Consider the following 20891-nt stretch of genomic DNA (forward strand, 5'->3'; position numbering starts at 1 on the left):
CGAAAAGCTGTATCCAAGCGGCTGAATCCTCTGCGCGCTGCTACGCTCATGAGGTCTGCGCCTGCCACGGGTCGCCTGGAGGTCACATGATTCGCTCGATGCTGTTTGCCACGGACCTAGGCCTTTACGCCCCTGTTGTCCTGCAGCATGCGCTGGCACTGGCCCGGACGTTCAATGCCGAATTGCACGTCATCCATGTGGTAGAGCCGATGGGGTTGTTCGCCGAGTCGGTCCTGCAGAGCTATCTGGCCGAGGATGTGCTTCGGGAGTTGCAAAGTGAGGGGGTCAACACCGTCATCGAGGGCATCGAGGCTCGGGTGCTGGCGGGGTTTCGCGACGAATTGGGCGAAGACAACCGGGACCTCGCGCTGATTCGCAACGTCCGCGTGGTGCAGGGCGATCCGTCCAAGGTGATTCTGGAGCAGGCGCAACGATTGGCTGTCGATCTGCTGGTGCTGGGCAGCCACAGTCACGGGGGGGAGGGCGACACGCCCATCGGGCGAACGGCCGCCAGGGTTCTGCAGTTGTCCGAGGTACCGGTGTACATGGTGCCCATGCAGTATCGGTTCGGGCAGTGAGCGATCTTCAGAAAATGGCCGACGCGTTGAAAAGCAGCGTGCCATTACTGAATAAAAATGATAAAAAGTTCTAGCTTCGCCTTTCAGACCATTAATCCAGTTATATACCGTCGCGGACGCGCGAGCGTCTTCCGGCTTTGAGGGATACCTATGAAGCTTCAACAACTGCGCTACATCTGGGAAGTGGCGCACCACGACCTCAACGTTTCGGCGACGGCGCAGAGCCTCTACACCTCGCAGCCGGGCATCAGCAAGCAGATTCGCCTGCTGGAAGACGAGTTGGGTGTCGAGGTCTTCGCGCGCAGCGGTAAACACCTGACGCGCGTCACACCCGCGGGCGAGCGGATCATCACCACGGCCGGCGAGATCCTGCGCAAGGTCGAGAGCATCAAACAGATCGCTCAAGAGTTCTCCAACGAAAAGAAAGGCACCCTGTCGATTGCCACCACCCACACCCAGGCGCGTTATGCGTTGCCGCCGGTGATCAGCAATTTCATCAAGCAGTACCCGGACGTGGCATTGCACATGCACCAAGGCTCTCCGATGCAGATTGCCGAAATGGCTGCCGACGGAACGGTGGACTTCGCCATCGCCACCGAAGCGCTGGAGCTGTTCGGCGATCTGGTGATGATGCCGTGCTACACGTGGAACCGTTGTGTGGTAGTGCCTCAAGGGCATCCGCTGACCAAGGTGCCCAAACTGACCCTTGAGGTCCTCGCTGAATACCCGATCGTGACCTACGTATTCGGTTTTACCGGGCGCTCCAAGCTCGATGAGGCGTTCAGCCACAGGGGCCTGACGCCCAAAGTGGTGTTTACGGCGGCCGATGCCGACGTGATCAAGACCTATGTCCGCCTGGGGCTCGGGGTTGGGATCGTCGCGAAAATGGCGGTGGACCCGACGCTGGACAGTGACTTGGTGGTGCTCGACGCCAGTGATTTGTTCGAGGCCAGCGTGACCAAGATCGGCTTCCGCCGTGGGACCTTCCTGCGGGGCTTCATGTGCGATTTCATCGAGAAATTTGCGCCGCACCTGACCCGGGATGTCATGGCCAAGGCCATTCAGTGCCACAACAAGCAGGAATTGGAAGAGTTGTTCGAGGGCGTTGTGCTGCCCGAGCACTAAGAGCAGCCGCACTCGTCGAGCGACAAGCCAGCGCGGCCCTTTTCAGGGCCGCTTTTGCGGGTGCGCCTGTTCCTTGATAGGGCGTTCAGGCTTTGGTGATCAGGTTGCCTGCGTGCAACCCGCATTCTTTCTGGGTGGCTTCTTCCCACCACCAGCGACCCTCACGTTCATGCTGGTTCGGCAGGACCGGGCGGGTGCAGGGCTCGCAGCCGATGCTGATGAATCCGCGTTCGTGCAGGCTGTTGTAAGGCAGTTCCAGCATGCGAATGTAATTCCACACTTCGGCGCTGGTCATCTGCGCCAACGGGTTGAATTTGTAGAGTGTGCGCTCGGGGGTCGAGAACGCACCGTCCATTTCAACCACGGCCACGTTGTTACGCGTGCCCGGGCTTTGATCGCGACGCTGGCCGGTGGCCCAAGCCTTGACGTCCGTCAGTTTACGGCGCAGGGGTTCGATCTTGCGCACGCCGCAGCATTCCCCGTGACCGTCCCGATAAAAACTGAACAGGCCCTTCTCCTTGACGAACGGTTCGAGCTTCTCGCGATCGGGAGAAACGATGTCGATGGCGATGTTGTACTGCTCGCGAACCTGATCGATGAAACGGTAGGTCTCGGGGTGCAGACGCCCGGTGTCCAGGCTGAACACCTTGACGTTCTTGTTGATTTTCCACGCCATGTCAACCAGCACCACGTCTTCGGCGCCGCTGAAGGAGACCCACAGCTCGTCGCCAAAATGCTGGAAGGCGAATTTGAGAATGTCCTGGGCGGACTTGTCGGCATACGTCGCGGCGATTTCAGCGACGTCGAAGGGATGGCTCATCAGGCGGCTTCCTAATCAAGGGTGGCGCTTAGGCGCTCGTAATGGCACAGATGGTAACAAAAACCGCCGTCGGTTTGCCCGAAAGCTGCAGGCGAGCGGCGATTCCAAGGGGGGGCCGGTCACAGCCCCTCGAGTGTTTCGAGCAGCACCCGAACCTTGGTGATGGACTCCTGGTACTCGGCGTTCCAATCCGAGTCGGCGACGATGCCGCCGCCACCCCAGCAGGCGATCTGGCCCTGTTGGGCGAGGAGGCTGCGAATCGCGATGGAGCTGTCCATTTCGCCGCGCACGTCCAGATACAGCAATGAGCCGCAATACAACGCACGGCGTGTGGGCTCCAGCTCGTCGATGATCTGCATGGAGCGAATCTTCGGTGCGCCGGTGATCGAGCCTCCGGGGAAGCTGCTGCCGATCAGGTCGAGCGCATCCTTTCCGTTGGCCAGTTCGCCGGTCACTGCACTGACCAGATGATGAACGTTGGGATAGCTTTCCAGGCTGAACAGCTCGGGCACCCGCACTGAGCCGGTCCGGCAGGTGCGGCCCAAATCGTTGCGCAGCAGGTCGACGATCATCAGGTTCTCGGCGCGGTCCTTCGGGCTGGCGAGTAACGCCTCGGCATAGGCTCGGTCTTCGATGGCATCCCGACCGCGGGGGCGCGTGCCTTTGATCGGGCGGGTTTCGACCTGGCGCTGGCTGACCTTGATGAAGCGCTCCGGGGACAGGCTCAGCACCGCATCGCCATCAGGCAGGGCGAGGAAGCCAGCGAAGGGTGTCGGGCAGGCCACCCGCAGCGCCTGGTAGGCCGTCCATGGATCGCCGCTGTAACCGGCACGAAACCGCTGGGCGAAATTGACCTGATAGCAGTCGCCGGCCTGAATGTAGGCATGAATGCGCTCGATGGCCGCTCGATACTGCTCGGCACTCGTGTCCGCGGAAAACGGGCGGGTGAGCTGGAAGGACGTTTCACCCGACGGGGCGGGGGTGTCGAACAGCTCGATCAGCCGCTGGCGTGCTTGCAGACTCATCGAAGGATGGAACATCAACTGCGAAGTGCGTTGCTGATGGTCACTGATCAGCGCCCAATCGTACAGGCCGAGTTGCGCCGAGGGCAGGTGCAGGTCATCGATGGCCTGGGCGGGCAACGCCTCGAACAATCGACCAAAATCGTAGGCCAGGTAACCCAGCAGCCCGCCGGCGAATGGCAAGGTGAGGTGTTCGGGCAACGCTGCTTCTGGCAATTGAGCCAGGCCTGCGCGCAGGCGGTCGAGAAACGCAGCACCTGTTTCGCCCGTTTCGGGAACGAACACCTGCAGCGGCCAGGCACTGAGGATGTCGAACCGCCCCCGGTCCGCTTCCGGGCGGCCGCTGTCCAGCAGCACGGCGCCGGGCGCGTGGCGAACCGCAGAAAAATACCCGGTCGGGTTGGCGTGGTAGGGGATCGGGTGTACAGAGCAGATTGGCATGCGGAAGCGGTCAGTCATGGCGCGGACGGCGATTGTAGTCCTCTGCTGATCAGCCTCCTAGAGGTGTGTCGGAATTTGACGCCTGCGCGCCGCTGTATTGCGGGTCGCAGTTCCCGGACAAGACCCCGGTCAGGCGTTGAAAGGGGTTGGCCACGGCCAGAGAACGCTTTGGCAAGTGATCGCGTGGCACCGGGCCCGACCGCCGAAAGTTTGCCTCAGACGTGCCCGAACAGCGCCTGGACGAACTGGACGCGCTCATCCGGGCTGTCGTGACGGCCTTCAGCGGCCAGCTCTTCAAGGCGCTGTTCGACTGCGCGGGTGCGGTGGGTCAGGCCGCAATCGTTGGCAATCTGAATATTCAGACCGGGGCGGGCATTGAGCTCGAGGATCAGCGGACCGCGATCCTGGTCGAGCACCATGTCCACGCCGATGTAGCCAAGGCCGCACAAGTCATAACATTCGGCGGCCAGCTTCATGAACCCATCCCAATTGGGGAGTTGCACGCCGTCCACGGCGTTGGTGGTGTCCGGGTGTTTGCTGATGATGTTGTTGAGCCAGGTGCCGCGCAAGGTTTGCCCGGTGGCCAGGTCGACCCCCACGCCAATCGCGCCCTGGTGCAGATTGGCCTTGCCGCCGGACTGGCGCGTGGGCAAGCGCAGCATCGCCATGACCGGGTAACCCATCAGCACGATGACCCGGATGTCCGGCACGCCCTCGTAACTGATGCTCTTGAAGATCGGATCGGGCGTTACCCGGTATTCGATCAATGCCCGATCGCGATGGCCGCCCAGCGAGTACAGGCCGGTGAGGATGCTGGAAATCTGATGCTCGATTTCGTCATGGCTGATGATGCGCCCGGAGATCGTGCGAAAGCGCTCCTCGAAGCGATCGGCAATGACCAGAATGCCATCGCCACCCGCGCCCTGTGCGGGTTTGACGACGAAGTCGTTGCGGGCGCCGATGATCTCGTCAAGCCGCTCGATTTCCTTCTCGGTCGAAATGATCCCGTACATCTCCGGCACATGAATGCCGGCTGCGATGGCCCGCTCCTTGGTGATGATCTTGTCATCGACGATGGGATACAGGCTTCGTTTGTTGTATTTGAGCACGTAATCGGCATTACGCCGGTTGATGCCCATGATCCCCTTGGCCTCCAGGGCTTTCCAGGTCTTCCACCAGCCGATCATCGGGCGTTTTCCCGCTCAGCGTCTTCCTTGAGGAAAGCCTTGAAGCGCACCAGTTCGGTCAGGCGATAGCCGCGGTAGCGTCCCATGGCCAGCATGAAACCCACCAGAATCAGCAGGATCGCCGGGAAGGTGAAAACGAAATAGATCAGTTCCGGGACGGTCATGATGATGTGTGCCAGCGAGGCGGCGAAGAGGGTGCCGATGGCGACCTTCATTGCGTGGCCACCGCCGCGCTCTTCCCAGGTGATCGACAGGCGCTCGATGGTCATGGTGAGGATCACCATCGGGAACAGCGCCACCGACAGCCCGCGTTCAAGGCCCAATTTATGGCTGAACAGGCTGATGGCGGCGATCAGCACCACGACGAAGGTCAGCACCACCGACAGTCGCGGCAGCATCTGCAGTTTCAGGTGCTCGAGATAGGAGCGCAGCGATAGCCCGAGCGCAGTGATGATGGTGAACAGGACGATGCCGAAACCCAGTTGGGTTTCGCGAAAGGCCAGGGCGATCAGCACCGGCGTGAAGGTACCCAGTGTCTGGAGGCCGACGAGGTTGCGCAGGATCAGGATGACCAGCACGCCGATCGGAATCATCACCATGATCATGAAGGTCTGCTGGGTCTGCAGTGGCAGGCCGTAAAGCGAGTATTCGAGGAAGTCGGCATCGGTGCTTTCGTCGGTCAACTTGGCCAGGCGGATGGCGTTCATTTCGCTGTTGTTCAGGCTGAAACTGACGACCGCTTTCTTGCCCCCCTCGACCGTGATCAGATTGTCGTCGCCGATCCACCACACCAGGCGGTCTTCGGGGAGCCCGGCCTCGCCCGTTTCGGGGTTGAAATACAACCAGTCCTTGCCGTTGAAGCTGCGAAGCCAGAGCTCCGGCGCCTGGGGTTGATCGGCGACCAGCCGAATGGTGTGCACCTTTTCCACCGGCACGTGGGCGATGGACAGCAGCAGTTCGGTGACGCGGGCCTTGTTCTGTACCGAAGGATCGCCTGCCAGAAGCAGCTTGACGTTGTCGTCACTCAGGTTGTTGACCCGCCGTATTGCCTCGCTGACGAAGGTTTCGACATCCGCGGAGTGTTGACGAATGGGGGCAAGCAGGGCGTCGGCAGCGATTTTCTCGGGGCCTTCCACGGCGATGCTGTCGCGGAAGATCGGGCCTTTGACCTTGGCTTTTTCGGCGCTGTAGCGCTTGGTCAGCACCAGGCGGTAGTACAGGGTCTGGTTGCCCGTGGCGCGGCGGGCTGACCAGGTCACCTTGCGGTTACCGTCGGCCCGGTTGACGTTCACGCCGTAATTATTGGAGATGAAACTTTCATTGAGGCTGATGTAATCCCGGGACAGCGGCGGGACGTACATCTGCACCTTGACCGAGTCCTTCGGATTGGCGACGAACTCGACCTTGGCGTCGATGTTCCACAAGTCGTCTGTTTCGTCTTCGGTCACCGGGATGCCCAGCACCAGTATCTGATAGGCCGTGATCGCGATGCCCAGGGTCACCAGGGTGGCGATCAGGATTTTCAGATGGAGGGTAAGAGAGCGCATGTCGTTACTCTGCGGTTTGAGCATCAGTGATGCAGGCAGGCTTGCCTGCAGCAAATTTAAGGCTGGGGTCGACCAGTGCGTCGAAGTGCTTGAGGGCTTCGGAGCCAATCAAAAGCGGGTATTGGAATGCACTTCGGTCGGTCAAGTTCACTTCGATGGTGCGAGAAACCTTGCCCATGCAGACATCGAGGCTGATCACGGGGCGCGAGGTGTATTTTTTCTCGTCGTCCGGATCCACGTCGCCGGCGCGGCGCTTGATCTTGCTGACCCGGGACAGAGGGCGTTCGATGGGGTGCTCATGGGCATCGTCGATCGCCAGATAGAACCGCACCCAGGATTCGCCGTCACGCTTGAACCGCTTGATGTCGCGGGCGCTGAGGGACGCGGTCTTCGCGCCGGTGTCGAGTTTGGCCGCCACCTGAAGATCGATCCCGGCCAGGTCGGCGTACTCATTCAACCCGTAGACCGTCTTGCCCGCAGCCGCGGACGAATCGCTGAAAAACAGACCCGGCAAATACAGGCAGAGAAGGCAAAGAAGGGGGTGGCGGCTCATAGATCCTGGTGCGGTGAAAGTGAGTACAAAGAGCGACGACGGCGTCGGCTCGGCAGTCCGGTTCTGGCCACACTCGGGTAGACATGCTTGGCAGGCTGATGCGGTCGGCATTCTAGCATGAAGGTTTTCTGGCGCCAGCGAACGGCAACGCTGGTGTCACCGGCAAACCGTGGGTCAAGTCGAGCGGTAATAAGACGATTGTCGACAGTCCTAAAATTATCTTTGACGAAATGTGCCGATAGTGGCTAGATTTGATGTACTGGAAACACAAGGTGTCGACAATGTTGGATAGCCCTGAACTCGCGCCCACGGCTTCGCTCGATTCGGAGACCTTGTCCGAAAACGTTTTTCGTCGCATTCAGGCGGCGATCGTCAAGGGCGACATCGCGCCCGGAAGCAAGATTTCCGAGCCTGAACTGGCACGTACCTATGGCATCAGTCGCGGGCCACTGCGCGAGGCCATCCACCGGCTGGAAGGCCAACGCTTGTTGGTGCGCGTCCCGCATGTCGGGGCCAGGGTGGTTTCGCTGAGCCATGCCGAACTGGTGGAGCTCTACGAAATTCGTGAATCGCTGGAAGGCATGGCCTGCCGTCTGGCCGCCGAACGCATGACGATCGAAGAGATCGAGGAGTTGCGCCATGTGCTGGACACCCATGAGCGCGATTGCGCCTTCCAGGCCGGCGTGGGCTATTACCAGCAGGAGGGCGATTTCGACTTCCATTACCGGATCATTCAGGGGGCACGCAACGGCACCTTGACGCAAATGCTGTGTGGCGAGCTCTACCAACTGGTGCGGATGTACCGCATCCAGTATTCCACCACGCCCAACCGGCCCCGCCAGGCGTTCGCCGAACACCATCGCATTCTGGACGCCATCGCAGACCGTGACGGCGAACTGGCAGAGCTGCTGATGCGTCGCCACATCGGCGCCTCGCGGCGCAACATCGAACAGCACTATCAAGGTGCTTCTGACCGAGGTGAACAATGACTTCAAGAACGACTCCCGGCCAACGCTTCCGTGATGCCGTGGCCAGCGAGCATCCGCTGCAAGTGGTCGGCACGATCAATGCCAATCACGCCTTGCTGGCCCAGCGCGCCGGCTTCAAGGCCATCTACCTGTCGGGTGGCGGGGTCGCGGCGGGCTCCCTGGGGGTACCGGACCTTGGCATTACCGGCCTCGATGATGTATTGACCGACGTGCGCCGCATCACCGACGTCTGCGACTTGCCCTTGCTGGTGGATGTCGACACCGGCTTTGGCGCCTCCGCGTTCAACGTGGCGCGCACGGTGAAATCAATGATCAAGTTCGGCGCGGCCGCCATGCACATCGAGGATCAGGTGGGCGCCAAGCGTTGCGGTCATCGTCCGGGCAAGGAAATCGTCTCACAGCAGGAGATGGTCGATCGCATCAAGGCGGCCGTCGATGCGCGCACGGATGAAAGCTTCGTGATCATGGCGCGTACCGACGCGCTGGCCGTCGAAGGGCTGGAGTCGGCACTGGATCGGGCCGCAGCCTGCATCGAGGCGGGCGCAGACATGGTCTTCCCCGAGGCCATCACCGAGTTGCAGATGTACAAGCTGTTCGCCTCGCGCGTAAAAGCACCGATTCTGGCCAACATCACCGAGTTCGGCGCAACGCCGCTGTTCACCACCGAGGAACTGGCCGCGGCCGAGGTGGCGCTGGTGCTGTACCCGCTGTCGGCATTCCGCGCCATGAACAAGGCGGCGGAAAACGTCTACACCGCGATTCGCCGTGACGGTACGCAAAAGAATGTGGTCGACACCATGCAGACCCGTATGGAGCTTTACGAGCGTATCGACTACCACGCTTTCGAACAGAAACTGGACGCGCTGTTCGCGCAGAAGAAGTCCTGAGAGCATTCGACAGCTTGTATAGGAGCGCGCTTGCCTGCGATTGCGGTGTGTCAGCCACTGCGTTCACAGGCCGATCGCGTCGCGGGCAAGCGCGCTCCTGCAGCGACTTACGAGTCACGGAATTGCCGATTCCCTTAAAACGACAAGATTGGAGACAGCAATGGCTGAAGGAAAAATATTGAGCGGCGCGGGCCTGCGTGGCCAGGTTGCCGGGCAGACTGCCTTGTCCACCGTCGGCCAGGCCGGCGCCGGGCTGACGTATCGAGGTTATGACGTGCGCGAGCTGGCCGCTGACGCTCGCTTCGAGGAAGTCGCCTACCTGCTGCTGTACGGCGAGTTACCGACCCAGGCGCAATTGGACAGCTACCTTGAAAAGCTGAAGGGCCTGCGGGACCTGCCGCCTGCGTTGAAAGAGGTGTTGGAGCGCATTCCCGCCGAGGCCCATCCGATGGATGTGATGCGCACCGGGTGCTCGATGCTCGGTAATCTGGAGCCGGAAACGAGTTTCGACCAGCAGCGTGACGCAACCGACCGCCTGTTGGCCGCGTTCCCCGCCATCATGTGTTACTGGTACCGCTTCAGCCATGACGGCAAGCGCATCGATTGCGTAACCGACGAACCTTCCTTGGGTGGGCACTTCCTCAAGCTGCTATTGGACAAGGCCCCCAGCGACCTGCACCGCAAGGTCATGGACGTTTCGCTGATCCTTTACGCAGAACACGAATTCAATGCGTCGACCTTTACCGCCAGGGTCTGCGCCTCGACGCTGTCGGACCTGTTTTCCTGTATCACCGCGGCCATCGGCAGTCTTCGCGGCCCGCTGCACGGCGGCGCCAACGAAGCGGCCATGGAGATGATCGAAAAATTCTCGTCCGCCGAAGATGCGGTCAAAGGCACGCTGGCGATGCTGGAGCGCAAGGACAAGATCATGGGCTTCGGCCATGCGATCTATAAGGACAACGATCCGCGTAACGAGGTGATCAAGGGCTGGTCGAAAAAGCTCGCCGATGAGGCAGGTGATACGGTGCTGTTCCCGGTTTCCGAAGCCATCGACAAAACTATGTGGGAACAGAAAAAACTGTTTCCCAACGCCGATTTCTATCACGCTTCGGCCTACCACTTCATGGGGATCCCCACCAAGCTGTTCACGCCAATCTTCGTCTGCTCGCGCCTGACGGGCTGGGCCTCCCACGTATTCGAGCAGCGCGCGAACAACCGCATCATCCGCCCGAGTGCCGAGTACATCGGCGTCGAGCAGCGCACGTTCGTGCCCATCGAGCAGCGCTAAATTTGGCTCAGGTCCCGAGCGGTAGGAGCGCGCTTGCCCACGACCGCGGTGTGTCAGACGACATCGTCGTCGCAGGTACAACGCGGTCGCGAGCAATCGGGCTCCTACACCATGACAGGGATCAAGGCCTGCCCTTTGAACCAACCGTGACCGAGTTCTGACGATGAACACTGAATACCGCAAGCCATTGCCCGGCACTTCGCTGGATTATTTCGACGCCCGCGAGGCTGTCGAGGCCATCAAGCCTGGCGCCTACGCCACCTTGCCGTACACCTCGCGGGTGCTGGCGGAGAACCTGGTACGCCGCTGCGATCCGGCGGCCCTGCAGGCTTCGTTGAAACAGTTGATCGAGCGCAAACGCGACCTCGATTTTCCCTGGTTTCCCGCCCGGGTGGTGTGTCACGACATCCTTGGACAGACCGCATTGGTGGATCTGGCGGGTTTGCGCGACGCCATCGCTGAGCGCGGCGGGGACCCGGCACAGGTCAACCCGGTGGTCCCGGTCCAATTGATCGTCGACCATTCGCTGGCCGTCGAGTGCGGTGGGTACGATCCCGAAGCCTTCGCGAAAAACCGTGCCATCGAGGACCGTCGCAACGAAGACCGTTTTCACTTCATCAACTGGACCAAACAGGCCTTCAAGAATGTCGAAGTGATCCCGCCGGGCAACGGCATCATGCACCAGATCAACCTGGAGCGAATGTCGCCGGTGATCCAGACTCTCGAGGGTGTGGCTTACCCCGACACCCTTGTGGGCACTGACAGCCACACGCCGCACGTCGATGCGCTGGGCGTGATCGCCATCGGCGTCGGCGGGCTGGAGGCAGAAAACGTCATGCTGGGGCGCGCGTCCTGGATGCGCCTGCCGGATATCGTCGGCGTCGAGCTATCGGGCCGGCCTCAGCCTGGCATCACCGCCACCGACGTGGTGCTCGCGCTCACGGAATACTTGCGTCAACAGAAAGTCGTCGGGGCCTACCTTGAGTTTTATGGCGAAGGGGCCCGTGCCCTGACGCTGGGGGATCGCGCCACAATCTCCAACATGGCCCCGGAATATGGCGCAACCGCCGCGATGTTCGCCATCGATCAGCAGACCATCGACTACTTGACCCTGACCGGGCGCGACGATCAGCAAGTGAAACTGGTCGAAACCTATGCCCGGCAGACCGGGCTGTGGGCGGACAGCTTGGCCGAGGCGCACTATGAGCGGGTGCTGCACTTCGATCTATCCAGCGTCGTGCGCAACATGGCTGGGCCTTCGAATCCCCATGCCCGGGTGGCCACGACCGATCTCGCTGCAAAAGGCATCGCCGGCGCCTGGGCACAAACCCCTGGGCAGATGCCGGACGGTGCCGTGATCATTGCGGCGATCACCAGCTGCACCAACACCAGCAACCCACGCAATGTTATTGCTGCGGGGCTGTTAGCACGCAACGCCAACGCGCTAGGGCTGACGCGCAAGCCGTGGGTCAAATCTTCCCTGGCTCCGGGTTCCAAGGCCGTTGCGCTGTACCTTGACGAAGCCGGATTGACCGGTGAGCTCGAGCAACTGGGCTTTGGTGTCGTGGCGTTCGCCTGCACCACCTGCAACGGCATGTCCGGTGCGCTGGAGCCTCGGATCCAGCAGGAAATCATCGACCGCGACCTGTACGCGACGGCCGTTCTGTCGGGCAATCGCAACTTCGATGGGCGCATCCACCCGTACGCCAAGCAAGCCTTTCTGGCCTCGCCGCCGCTGGTGGTGGCCTATGCCGTTGCCGGGACCATCCGCTTCGACATCGAGAAGGATGTGCTGGGCATTGGGCCGGACGGGCAAGAGATTCGCCTGAAAGACATCTGGCCAAGCGATGAAGAAATCGACGCCGTGGTCAAAGCGGCTGTTAAACCGGAGCAGTTCCGCCAGGTGTACATCCCGATGTTCGCCGTTCACGAGGACACAGGTCCAAGGGTCGAACCGCTCTACGACTGGCGTCCCATGAGTACCTATATTCGTCGCCCTCCGTATTGGGAAGGTGCACTGGCAGGCGAGCGCACCCTCCGGGGCATGCGCCCGTTGGCGGTGCTGCCGGACAACATCACCACCGATCACCTGTCGCCGTCCAATGCAATCATGCTCGACAGTGCGGCAGGCGAATACCTGGCGAGGATGGGTGTGCCGGAAGAGGACTTCAACTCCTACGCCACTCACCGCGGCGATCACTTGACCGCTCAGCGCGCCACCTTCGCCAACCCCAAGCTGTTCAATGAAATGGTACGAGAGGACGGCAAGGTCAAGCAGGGTTCGCTGGCCCGCATTGAGCCGGAAGGCAAGGTGGTGCGCATGTGGGAGGCGATCGAAACCTACATGGACCGCAAACAGCCGCTGATCATTGTCGCAGGTGCCGACTACGGCCAGGGTTCCTCCCGTGACTGGGCGGCGAAAGGGGTGCGTCTGGCGGGCGTGGAGGCGATCGTTGCCGAAGGCTTCGAGCGAATCCACCGTACCAATCTGGTGGGCATGGGGGTATTGCCGCTGGAGTTTCAGCCCGGCACCAACCGTACGACACTGGGGATCGACGGCACCGAGCTGTTCGACGTCATCGGAGAAAGAACGCCCCGAGCCACGTTGACACTGGTTATCCAGCGAAACAACGGCGAGCGCATCGAGGTGCCGGTGACCTGTCGCCTCGACACGGGGGAAGAGGTCTCGATCTACGAAGCCGGTGGTGTGCTGCAGCGTTTCGCCCAGGACTTCCTCGAATCGGTCGCCGTGGCATGACGGCCTTTCGCGCCGGGGGCACGGTCTGCACGTGGCCCTGGCGCTGAGGACCGGTTCCGTACCTGTCTCAGAATGAAGAAGGAAACGATTCCATGGCTCACACAGCCCAGATCAAGATCCCTGCCACTTATATGCGCGGCGGGACCAGCAAAGGGGTGTTTTTTCGACTTGAGGATCTGCCCGAAACCGCTCAAGTACCGGGCCCGGCACGCGATGCCCTGCTGTTGCGGGTGATCGGCAGCCCCGATCCCTACGCCAAGCAGATCGACGGCATGGGGGGCGCCACGTCCAGCACCAGCAAGGCGGTGATTCTGTCTAAAAGCATCAAGCCCGAGCACGATGTCGATTACCTGTTCGGTCAGGTGTCGATCGACGCGCCGTTCGTGGATTGGAGCGGCAACTGTGGCAACTTGTCGGCTGCCGTCGGGCCCTTCGCCATCAGCAATGGGCTGGTCGATGCGGCGCGGATTCCTCACAACGGTGTGGCTGTGGTGCGGATCTGGCAAGCCAACATTGGCAAGACCATCATCGCCCATGTGCCGATCACCGATGGCCAGGTTCAGGAAACCGGCGATTTCGAGCTCGATGGGGTGACCTTTCCCGCCGCCGAGGTGCAACTGGCGTTCATGGATCCGGCGGCAGAGGAAGAGGGCGCGGGCGGTGCGATGTTTCCGACGGGCAATCGGGTGGACGACCTGGAGGTGCCCGGCGTCGGGACACTCAAGGCCACCCTGATCAACGCGGGTATCCCGACGATCTTCGTCAACGCCAGTGACATTGGCTACACCGGCACCGAGCTACAGGACGCGATCAATGGCGATCCGCAAGCATTGAGCCGACTCGAGACCATCAGGGCGCATGGTGCCGTGCGCATGGGCTTGATCGCCAGCGTGGAGGATGCTGCAAAGCGCCAGCACACGCCCAAGGTCGCTTTTGTCGCAAAACCCAGTGACTACCTGTCTTCCAGCGGCAAGCGCGTATCGGCGAACGACACCGATCTGCTGGTGCGGGCGATGTCCATGGGCAAGCTGCACCACGCGATGATGGGCACCGCCGCCGTGGCGATCGGCACGGCCGCAGCGATTCCCGGAACCTTGGTGAACCTGGCGGCCGGCGGCGGCGAACGCACGGCTGTGCGCTTCGGGCATCCTTCGGGAACGCTGCGCGTGGGCGCCGAGGCGGTGGAGGTCGGAGGTGAATGGAAAGTGAAGAAGGCCATCATGAGCCGCAGCGCGCGGGTATTGATGGAGGGGTGGGTGCGCGTGCCGGGTGACTGACCGCACATGCCATCGTCGTAGGCGTGCGCGTGCCCGCGATTGCGATCTGTCTGCCGAATCCGTGCTGAATGAGACGACGCCATCGCGGGCAAGCGCGCCTGCGGTTACGCAGTGCTATTTGAATCTGCGTTCTACCCCTTTTTCCACCAGCACTTTCGCCGAGATTTCCTCGACCGAAAAGTGAGTGGAGTTGATGTGCGGAATGTTCTCGCGGCGGAACAGGTTTTCCACTTCGCGCACTTCGAATTCACACTGCGCAAAGCTGGAATAGCGGCTGTTGGGCTTGCGCTCATGACGAATCGCCGTCAGGCGGTCCGGGTCGATGGTCAGCCCGAACAGCTTGGCGCGATGCTGTTTGAGCGCGGCGGGCAACTGCAGGCGCTCCATGTCGTCTTCGGTAAGCGGATAGTTCGCGGCGCGTATGCCGAATTGCATGGCCATGTATAGACAGGTAGGCGTCTTCCCACAGCGCGATACACCCACCAGAATGATGTCCGCTTTGTCGTAATAGTGCGTACGGGCCCCGTCGTCATTGTCCAGCGCGAAGTTCACCGCCTCGATCCGCTCCATGTAATTGGAGTTGTGACCGATGGAGTGGGATTTGCCCACCGAGTACGACGAGTGTGAACTAAGCTCCTGTTCGAGCGGGGCGAGGAAGGTCGAAAAGATGTCGATCATGAAGCCATCGGAGGTCGCCAGGATTTCCCGAATGTCCTGATTGACGATGGTGTCGAAGATGATCGGCCGAACTTCGTCTTTCTCGGCGGCCTTGTTGATCTGCGCCACCATGGCCCGGGCTTTCTCGACGCTGTCGATGTAGGGCCGCGTGAACTTGTTGAATGTAATGTTTTCAAACTGCGCGAGCAGGCTCTGGCCAAGGGTTTCGGCAGTGATGCCGGTGCCGTCGGAGATAAAGAAAGCGGATCGTTTCATTTGCGCCCTGGGCCTTAAGCTGATGACGATTCTTGGATATCATAGGCGCGCTTGCGGGCCATGATTGGCCGCATTCTAACGAGTTTTACGCGTCAGGCTTCAAGATCCGAACCCCGTGCGCAGAATCCGTTCCCTGTCATTGCAGCGCCAAAGCTTTTCCCAACAACAAATCGGTTAGTGGAGAGATCACCTTGGTAGAGTACGTAGTTTCCCTCGATAAGCTCGGCAAACAAGATGTTGAGCATGTGGGGGGCAAGAACGCATCCCTCGGCGAGATGATCAGCAACCTGGCGGGCGCAGGCGTATCCGTCCCCGGCGGCTTCGCCACTACAGCTCAGGCCTATCGTGATTTTCTTGAGCAGAGTGGTCTGAACGATCAGATTCACAAGGTACTCGATGCACTGGATGTCGACGACGTCAACGCACTGGCCAAGACCGGCGCGCAGATCCGTCAGTGGATCATGGAGGCCGAATTCCCCGAGCGGCTCAACAGCGAAATCCGCACCGCATTCGCCGAACTCTCGGCGGGCAATCCGGACATCGCCGTCGCCGTGCGCTCTTCCGCCACCGCAGAAGACTTGCCTGACGCGTCCTTCGCCGGTCAGCAGGAAACCTTCCTCAACATTCGCGGCGTCGACAACGTGATCCGTGCGGCGAAAGAAGTCTTCGCCTCGCTGTTCAACGACCGCGCGATTTCCTATCGCGTTCACCAGGGGTTCGATCACAAGCTGGTCGCCCTGTCCGCTGGCGTCCAGCGCATGGTGCGCTCGGAAACCGGCACCGCGGGCGTGATGTTCACGCTGGACACCGAATCCGGTTTCCGCGACGTGGTGTTCATCACCGGAGCCTATGGTCTGGGCGAAACCGTCGTTCAGGGCGCGGTCAACCCGGATGAATTCTACGTGCACAAAAGCACGCTCGAGGTGGGTCGCCCGGCGATCCTGCGGCGTAATCTGGGCAGCAAGGCCATCAAGATGATTTATGGCGACGAGGCCAAGGCAGGGCGATCGGTCAAGACCGTCGATGTCGACGCCGCCGATCGCGCCCGTTTCTGCCTCAGCGACGAAGAGGTCAGCAACCTGGCGCGCCAAGCGATGATCATCGAGAAGCACTACCAGTGCCCGATGGACATCGAATGGGCCAAGGACGGTGACGACGGCAAGCTCTACATCGTTCAGGCGCGTCCCGAAACCGTGAAGAGCCGCAGCTCGGGCAACGTCATGGAGCGCTACCTTCTGAAAGAGAAGGGCACCGTTCTGGCCGAGGGCCGTGCCATTGGCCAGCGCATCGGCGCGGGCAAGGTGCGCGTCATCAAGGACGTCTCGGAAATGGACAAGGTCCAGGCGGGTGACGTGCTGGTCTCCGACATGACCGACCCGGATTGGGAACCGGTGATGAAACGCGCCAGCGCTATCGTCACCAACCGCGGCGGGCGTACCTGCCATGCGGCGATCATCGCCCGCGAACTGGGCATCCCGGCGGTCGTCGGTTGCGGCAACGCCACCGAGTTGCTCAAGGACGGCCAGGGTGTCACCGTGTCCTGTGCCGAAGGCGACACCGGTTATATCTTCGAGGGCGAGCTGGGCTTCGACGTCAAACAGAACTCCGTCGACGCCATGCCGGAGCTGCCGTTCAAGATCATGATGAACGTCGGCAACCCCGACCGCGCCTTCGATTTCGCCCAGTTGCCCAACGCGGGTATTGGTCTGGCGCGTCTGGAGTTCATCATCAACCGCATGATCGGCGTGCACCCCAAGGCGCTGCTGAACTACCCGAATCTGCCTTTGGACATCAAGGAAAGCGTCGATAAACGTATTGCCGGTTACGGCGATCCGGTCGGTTTCTACGTCGAAAAGCTGGTCGAGGGCATCAGCACGCTCGCCGCAGCTTTCTACCCGAAGAAGGTCATCGTGCGTCTGTCGGACTTCAAGTCCAACGAGTACGCCAACCTGATCGGCGGCAAGCTGTACGAGCCCGAGGAAGAAAACCCGATGCTGGGCTTCCGCGGGGCTTCGCGCTACATCAGCGAAAACTTCCGCGACTGCTTCGAGTTGGAGTGCCGTGCGCTCAAGCGTGTACGCAACGAGATGGGCCTGACCAACGTTGAAATCATGGTGCCGTTCGTGCGCACGCTGGGTGAGGCGAGCCAGGTGGTCGATTTGCTGGCGGAAAACGGGCTGGCTCGTGGTCAGAACGGCCTGCGCGTCATCATGATGTGCGAGCTGCCGTCCAACGCCTTGCTGGCGGACGAGTTCCTGGAGTTCTTCGACGGATTCTCCATTGGCTCGAACGACCTGACTCAACTGACGCTGGGCCTGGACCGTGACTCCGGCATCATTGCGCACCTGTTCGACGAGCGTAATCCGGCGGTCAAAAAACTGCTGTCCAATGCCATCCAGGCCTGTAACAAGGCGGGCAAATACATTGGCATCTGTGGCCAGGGGCCATCGGACCATCCGGATCTGGCGCGCTGGTTGATGGAACAGGGGATCGAGAGCGTTTCCCTGAACCCTGACTCGGTGTTGGAAACCTGGTTCTTCCTGTCCGAGCAGGATGCTCCAAAGTGATGTAAAGCGAGTAAGATGCGGGCCCGTTCCCCGGGCCTGTCTTCTGGAACAGGGCGGTCTTGATGATCCGCCCTTTTTTATGCGACCTGCTCAGACATTTATTAAGGCGCCACGGCGTTCCCGGACTCCCTTCACCGGGCGCTGGTCATTCTTGAATCAAGCAAAAACGATCTATGCAAAGCAGCAGCAACCTTTTTCCCGTGGCCTTGATCAGTGCCGATCGGCGTGGCGATCTGGTCGAGGACGTCTACCGTCTCAAACCCGGCAACAGCCTGGATTTCACCGTCGAGCTGGCTGTGACCCGTCTGGGGCGGGCGGCGGCTCCCGACGTACGCGGCGTGCCCGTGATCCTGCTGCACGGCAGTTTCTCCAATCGGCGCTTCTGGTATTCCCCGAAAGGCATCGGCCTGGGCGCTTATCTGGCGCGCGCCGGGTTCGACGTGTGGATTCCCGAAATGCGTGGCCACGGATTATCCGCCCGAAACGAGGCTTACCGGACTAATCGCGTTGCCGATTATGCGCAGTATGACCTTCCCGCGATCGCCGACTTCGTCGTCGAGCAGACCGGGCAGGTGCCGCACTGGATCGGCCATTCGCTGGGCGGCACGACCCTGGCCGCTGCGCTCGGCGGTCATTACCTGGGAGCCAGGCAGGCGGCGTCGGTGGCACTGTTCGGTAGCCAGGTGACCCGCACCTACTGGCCCCTGAAAGTGCCCGGACTGGCCTGGAGTGCCCGCGTGCTGCTCAAGCGCTTCGAGCATGTATCCGGCCCGCGTTTCAAACGGGGCCCCGAGGACGAGCCGATGGGCATCCTGGTGGAAAGCCTGCGCTGGCATGGGCCGTTCGGCCGTTTCGGGGACAAAAAGGACGATTGGTGGTCCGGCCTGCGCCATGTCAACGTGCCCACCCTGTGCGTCGCCGCCGTGGGGGATACGCAGGACCCGCCCTGGGCGTGCCACGAATTGTTCGAGCAGATCGGTGGCGAAACCAAAGCGTTTCTGCTGCTGGGGCGCGAGCAGGGTTTCACCGAGGATTTCGGGCACGTACAGATGCTCGTCAGCAAGGCAGCTCAAGTGCAAGTCTGGCCCAGGGTCGAGGATTGGTTGAACCGCCAGCTTCAACCCGTTGCGGCTGAATCAACGCTGAACATGTTGGCAACTTCCTGAGTTTGGCTGGTGCGAGGCATTCCTATGCAGGGGGCAGAGGGCTAAGCTAGCGCTGGTCGAATGGCGGGCCGCCCTCCATGCACTGAATACTCGTCGGTCAGGTTTTTGTTCTATATAAGGAAGCAATGTGATGCGCCGCGCGGTCAGACGTGCGACCCATCCGAGCCCGCCAAAAGGCGGATTCCTCTCGAGCGACAGCCTCACTGACAGGAGTTGACCATGCATTACATCACGCCGGATCTATGCGACGCCTACCCTGACCTGGTTCAGGTGGTCGAACCGATGTTCAGCAATTTCGGTGGTCGTGATTCGTTCGGGGGGCAGATCGTGACCCTGAAATGTTTCGAGGACAACTCACTGGTTCGCGAACAGGCGGAACAGAACGGCAAGGGCAAAGTGCTTGTCGTCGATGGCGGCGGTTCGCTGCGGCGCGCGCTGCTGGGGGACATGCTGGCTGAGAAGGCCGCTCGAAACGGCTGGGAAGGCATGGTCATCTACGGTTGCGTGCGGGATGTGGACGTTCTGGCGCAAACCGACCTTGGGGTGCAGGCCCTCGCCAGCCACCCGCTCAAGACCGACAAGCGCGGATTGGGTGATTTGAATGTGATCGTGAGTTTTGGCGGCGTGACGTTCCGCCCGGGTGAGTACGTGTATGCCGACAACAACGGCATCATCGTCTCGCCAAGTCCATTGGAAATGCCTCAGTAAATGGCGTTTCCGCCGTATGGGACTGCAAGGAAAGTAAATGGTCGATGATTCGAACGCCCAGTGGGGCCTGGTGCATGCGCTGGTGTTGAATGGGAAGGGTGGGGCGCGCTCCATCGCGCGCACCGACCTGGATACGTTGCAGTTGGAGGCCCATGAGAGCCTTTGGCTGCACTGGGACCGCAGCCATCCGCAAACCCAGACATGGTTGCGCAAGTCCAGCGGGCTGACGGAGTTTGTCTGTGACCTGATGCTGGAAGAGAACACCCGGCCGCGGCTGTTGCCCTTGCCGGATAACCAGTTGCTTCTGTTCCTGCGCGGGGTCAACCTCAACCCGGGCGCCGAACCGGAAGACATGGTATCGGTGCGGATTTTTGCGGCAGCCCAGCGAGTGATCTCCTTGCGCCTGCGTTCGTTGCGGGCCACAGACGAATTGATTGCTCTGCTCACCGAAGGAAAGGGGCCGAAAACGTCCTCCGAGTTGCTGGTGTACCTCGCTCAGTTACTGACGGACAAGGTACAGGCGGTGGTCAGTGAGTTGACCGACCTGGCCGATGATATGGAAGAACGGATAGACGCCGACGAACGGTACATGCCCGAACACGGCAACATGGTGCATATCCGCAGGCGGGCGGCAGGCATGCGGCGCTTCCTCGCGCCGCAGCGAGACATCTACGCTCAACTGACACGTAGCAAGATGCCGTGGTTCGTCGAGGACGACGCCGATTACTGGAACGAGTTGAACAACAGCCTGACCCGTTACCTGGAAGAGTTGGAGCTGACGCGCGAGCGGGTAGGGTTGGTCCTCGAGGCTGAAGACAGGCGCCTCAACGAACGCATGAACCGAACCATGTACCGGTTCGGCATCGTCACCGGGATTTTTCTGCCGATGAGCTTCCTTACCGGATTGCTGGGGATCAACGTGGGCGGGATCCCGGGAGCGGACAATAGCCATGGTTTCATGCTGGCGTGCGCGCTGATGATTGTGGTGGCGGTGGGGCAGATCTGGCTGTTCAAACGCCTGCGGTGGATGTGACCGGTAGAAAAA

At 61.0% G+C, this 20891-nt stretch carries 17 protein-coding genes; 11 read left to right on the top strand and 6 right to left on the bottom strand.

The window, feature by feature from the left end; translation table 11 throughout:
• Positions 1-86: 86 nt before the first annotated feature.
• Positions 87-578 carry a universal stress protein gene (locus N5D61_RS00230; protein WP_279890048.1) on the top strand — a complete coding sequence of 164 codons (492 nt, stop codon included), beginning with the start codon at positions 87-89 and terminating at the stop codon, positions 576-578.
• A 150-nt stretch (positions 579-728) separates the two neighbouring features.
• Entirely contained in the window at positions 729-1703 is a 975-nt protein-coding gene (gene cysB / locus N5D61_RS00235; RefSeq protein WP_108238027.1) for an HTH-type transcriptional regulator CysB, read from the top strand.
• A gap of 85 nt (positions 1704-1788) precedes the next feature.
• Here cysB and N5D61_RS00240 read toward each other — a convergent pair whose 3' ends face one another.
• The 5 genes from N5D61_RS00240 to N5D61_RS00260 all read right to left on the bottom strand — a co-directional run bounded on the left by N5D61_RS00240 (position 1789) and on the right by N5D61_RS00260 (position 7273).
• The gene (locus N5D61_RS00240; protein ID WP_279890051.1) at positions 1789-2523 is read right to left on the bottom strand and encodes a phosphoadenylyl-sulfate reductase; all 735 of its coding nucleotides are present in this window, start codon (positions 2521-2523) and stop codon (positions 1789-1791) included.
• Between the two features lie 119 nt (positions 2524-2642).
• Positions 2643-3986, bottom strand: coding sequence for an aminodeoxychorismate synthase component I (pabB, locus tag N5D61_RS00245; RefSeq protein ID WP_279890516.1), 1344 nt, complete (start codon positions 3984-3986; stop codon positions 2643-2645).
• A gap of 215 nt (positions 3987-4201) precedes the next feature.
• Entirely contained in the window at positions 4202-5170 is a 969-nt protein-coding gene (locus N5D61_RS00250; protein WP_177411057.1) for an alpha-L-glutamate ligase-like protein, read from the bottom strand.
• Positions 5170-6720, bottom strand: a complete 1551-nt coding sequence (locus N5D61_RS00255) for an inactive transglutaminase family protein (RefSeq protein WP_108238151.1) — start codon at positions 6718-6720, stop codon at positions 5170-5172. The genes N5D61_RS00250 and N5D61_RS00255 overlap by 1 nt, the downstream gene beginning before the upstream one ends.
• 4 nt (positions 6721-6724) lie before the next feature.
• Positions 6725-7273 (bottom strand): ATP-dependent zinc protease, encoded by a 549-nt coding sequence (locus N5D61_RS00260; protein WP_279890053.1) that lies wholly within the window; start codon positions 7271-7273, stop codon positions 6725-6727.
• Positions 7274-7554: 281 nt separating this feature from the next.
• Between N5D61_RS00260 and N5D61_RS00265 the strand changes: the two genes are divergently transcribed.
• The 5 genes from N5D61_RS00265 (at position 7555) to prpF (ending at position 14472) form a co-directional block, all read left to right on the top strand.
• Positions 7555-8262 (top strand): GntR family transcriptional regulator, encoded by a 708-nt coding sequence (locus tag N5D61_RS00265; RefSeq protein WP_108238031.1) that lies wholly within the window; start codon positions 7555-7557, stop codon positions 8260-8262.
• Positions 8259-9149 (top strand): methylisocitrate lyase, encoded by an 891-nt coding sequence (prpB, locus tag N5D61_RS00270; protein WP_279890055.1) that lies wholly within the window; start codon positions 8259-8261, stop codon positions 9147-9149. The genes N5D61_RS00265 and prpB overlap by 4 nt, the downstream gene beginning before the upstream one ends.
• A 160-nt stretch (positions 9150-9309) precedes the next feature.
• Positions 9310-10437 carry a 2-methylcitrate synthase gene (prpC, locus tag N5D61_RS00275; RefSeq protein WP_279890057.1) on the top strand — a complete coding sequence of 376 codons (1128 nt, stop codon included), beginning with the start codon at positions 9310-9312 and terminating at the stop codon, positions 10435-10437.
• A gap of 163 nt (positions 10438-10600) precedes the next feature.
• Positions 10601-13195 carry a Fe/S-dependent 2-methylisocitrate dehydratase AcnD gene (gene acnD / locus N5D61_RS00280; protein WP_279890059.1) on the top strand — a complete coding sequence of 865 codons (2595 nt, stop codon included), beginning with the start codon at positions 10601-10603 and terminating at the stop codon, positions 13193-13195.
• Between the two features lie 92 nt (positions 13196-13287).
• Positions 13288-14472 carry a 2-methylaconitate cis-trans isomerase PrpF gene (gene prpF / locus N5D61_RS00285; protein WP_279890060.1) on the top strand — a complete coding sequence of 395 codons (1185 nt, stop codon included), beginning with the start codon at positions 13288-13290 and terminating at the stop codon, positions 14470-14472.
• Between the two features lie 114 nt (positions 14473-14586).
• Here the strand turns inward: prpF and N5D61_RS00290 are convergent, their stop codons facing one another.
• The gene (locus tag N5D61_RS00290) at positions 14587-15405 is read right to left on the bottom strand and encodes a pyruvate, water dikinase regulatory protein (protein WP_108238036.1); all 819 of its coding nucleotides are present in this window, start codon (positions 15403-15405) and stop codon (positions 14587-14589) included.
• A gap of 191 nt (positions 15406-15596) precedes the next feature.
• Here N5D61_RS00290 and ppsA point away from each other — a divergent pair, with 191 nt between their 5' ends.
• The 4 genes from ppsA (at position 15597) to N5D61_RS00310 (ending at position 20879) form a co-directional block, all read left to right on the top strand.
• On the top strand, positions 15597-17972 hold the full coding sequence (ppsA, locus tag N5D61_RS00295; protein ID WP_279890063.1) for a phosphoenolpyruvate synthase: 2376 nt from the start codon (positions 15597-15599) through the stop codon (positions 17970-17972).
• Positions 17973-18145: 173 nt separating this feature from the next.
• The gene (locus N5D61_RS00300; RefSeq protein ID WP_279890064.1) at positions 18146-19138 is read left to right on the top strand and encodes an alpha/beta fold hydrolase; all 993 of its coding nucleotides are present in this window, start codon (positions 18146-18148) and stop codon (positions 19136-19138) included.
• Positions 19139-19357: 219 nt separating this feature from the next.
• Positions 19358-19846: a ribonuclease E activity regulator RraA gene (gene rraA / locus N5D61_RS00305; protein WP_108238039.1), complete on the top strand. Its 489-nt coding sequence runs from the start codon at positions 19358-19360 to the stop codon at positions 19844-19846.
• A gap of 37 nt (positions 19847-19883) precedes the next feature.
• Positions 19884-20879: a zinc transporter ZntB gene (locus N5D61_RS00310; protein ID WP_108238040.1), complete on the top strand. Its 996-nt coding sequence runs from the start codon at positions 19884-19886 to the stop codon at positions 20877-20879.
• Positions 20880-20891: the final 12 nt, after the last annotated feature.

The organism is Pseudomonas sp. GD03842 (genome assembly GCF_029841165.1).
GTDB lineage: Bacteria > Pseudomonadota > Gammaproteobacteria > Pseudomonadales > Pseudomonadaceae > Aquipseudomonas.

Bases quoted from the DNA above. Each gene is read 5' to 3' on its own strand.
- N5D61_RS00230 (WP_279890048.1), top strand. From the start codon at position 87: ATGATTCGCTCGATGCTGTTTGCCACGGACCTAGGCCTTTACGCCCCT.
- cysB (WP_108238027.1), top strand. From the start codon at position 729: ATGAAGCTTCAACAACTGCGCTACATCTGGGAAGTGGCGCACCACGAC.
- N5D61_RS00240 (WP_279890051.1), bottom strand. From the start codon at position 2,523: ATGAGCCATCCCTTCGACGTCGCTGAAATCGCCGCGACGTATGCCGAC.
- pabB (WP_279890516.1), bottom strand. From the start codon at position 3,986: ATGCCAATCTGCTCTGTACACCCGATCCCCTACCACGCCAACCCGACC.
- N5D61_RS00255 (WP_108238151.1), bottom strand. From the start codon at position 6,720: ATGCGCTCTCTTACCCTCCATCTGAAAATCCTGATCGCCACCCTGGTG.
- N5D61_RS00260 (WP_279890053.1), bottom strand. From the start codon at position 7,273: ATGAGCCGCCACCCCCTTCTTTGCCTTCTCTGCCTGTATTTGCCGGGT.
- N5D61_RS00265 (WP_108238031.1), top strand. From the start codon at position 7,555: ATGTTGGATAGCCCTGAACTCGCGCCCACGGCTTCGCTCGATTCGGAG.
- prpB (WP_279890055.1), top strand. From the start codon at position 8,259: ATGACTTCAAGAACGACTCCCGGCCAACGCTTCCGTGATGCCGTGGCC.
- prpC (WP_279890057.1), top strand. From the start codon at position 9,310: ATGGCTGAAGGAAAAATATTGAGCGGCGCGGGCCTGCGTGGCCAGGTT.
- acnD (WP_279890059.1), top strand. From the start codon at position 10,601: ATGAACACTGAATACCGCAAGCCATTGCCCGGCACTTCGCTGGATTAT.
- prpF (WP_279890060.1), top strand. From the start codon at position 13,288: ATGGCTCACACAGCCCAGATCAAGATCCCTGCCACTTATATGCGCGGC.
- N5D61_RS00290 (WP_108238036.1), bottom strand. From the start codon at position 15,405: ATGAAACGATCCGCTTTCTTTATCTCCGACGGCACCGGCATCACTGCC.
- N5D61_RS00300 (WP_279890064.1), top strand. From the start codon at position 18,146: ATGCAAAGCAGCAGCAACCTTTTTCCCGTGGCCTTGATCAGTGCCGAT.
- rraA (WP_108238039.1), top strand. From the start codon at position 19,358: ATGCATTACATCACGCCGGATCTATGCGACGCCTACCCTGACCTGGTT.
- N5D61_RS00310 (WP_108238040.1), top strand. From the start codon at position 19,884: ATGGTCGATGATTCGAACGCCCAGTGGGGCCTGGTGCATGCGCTGGTG.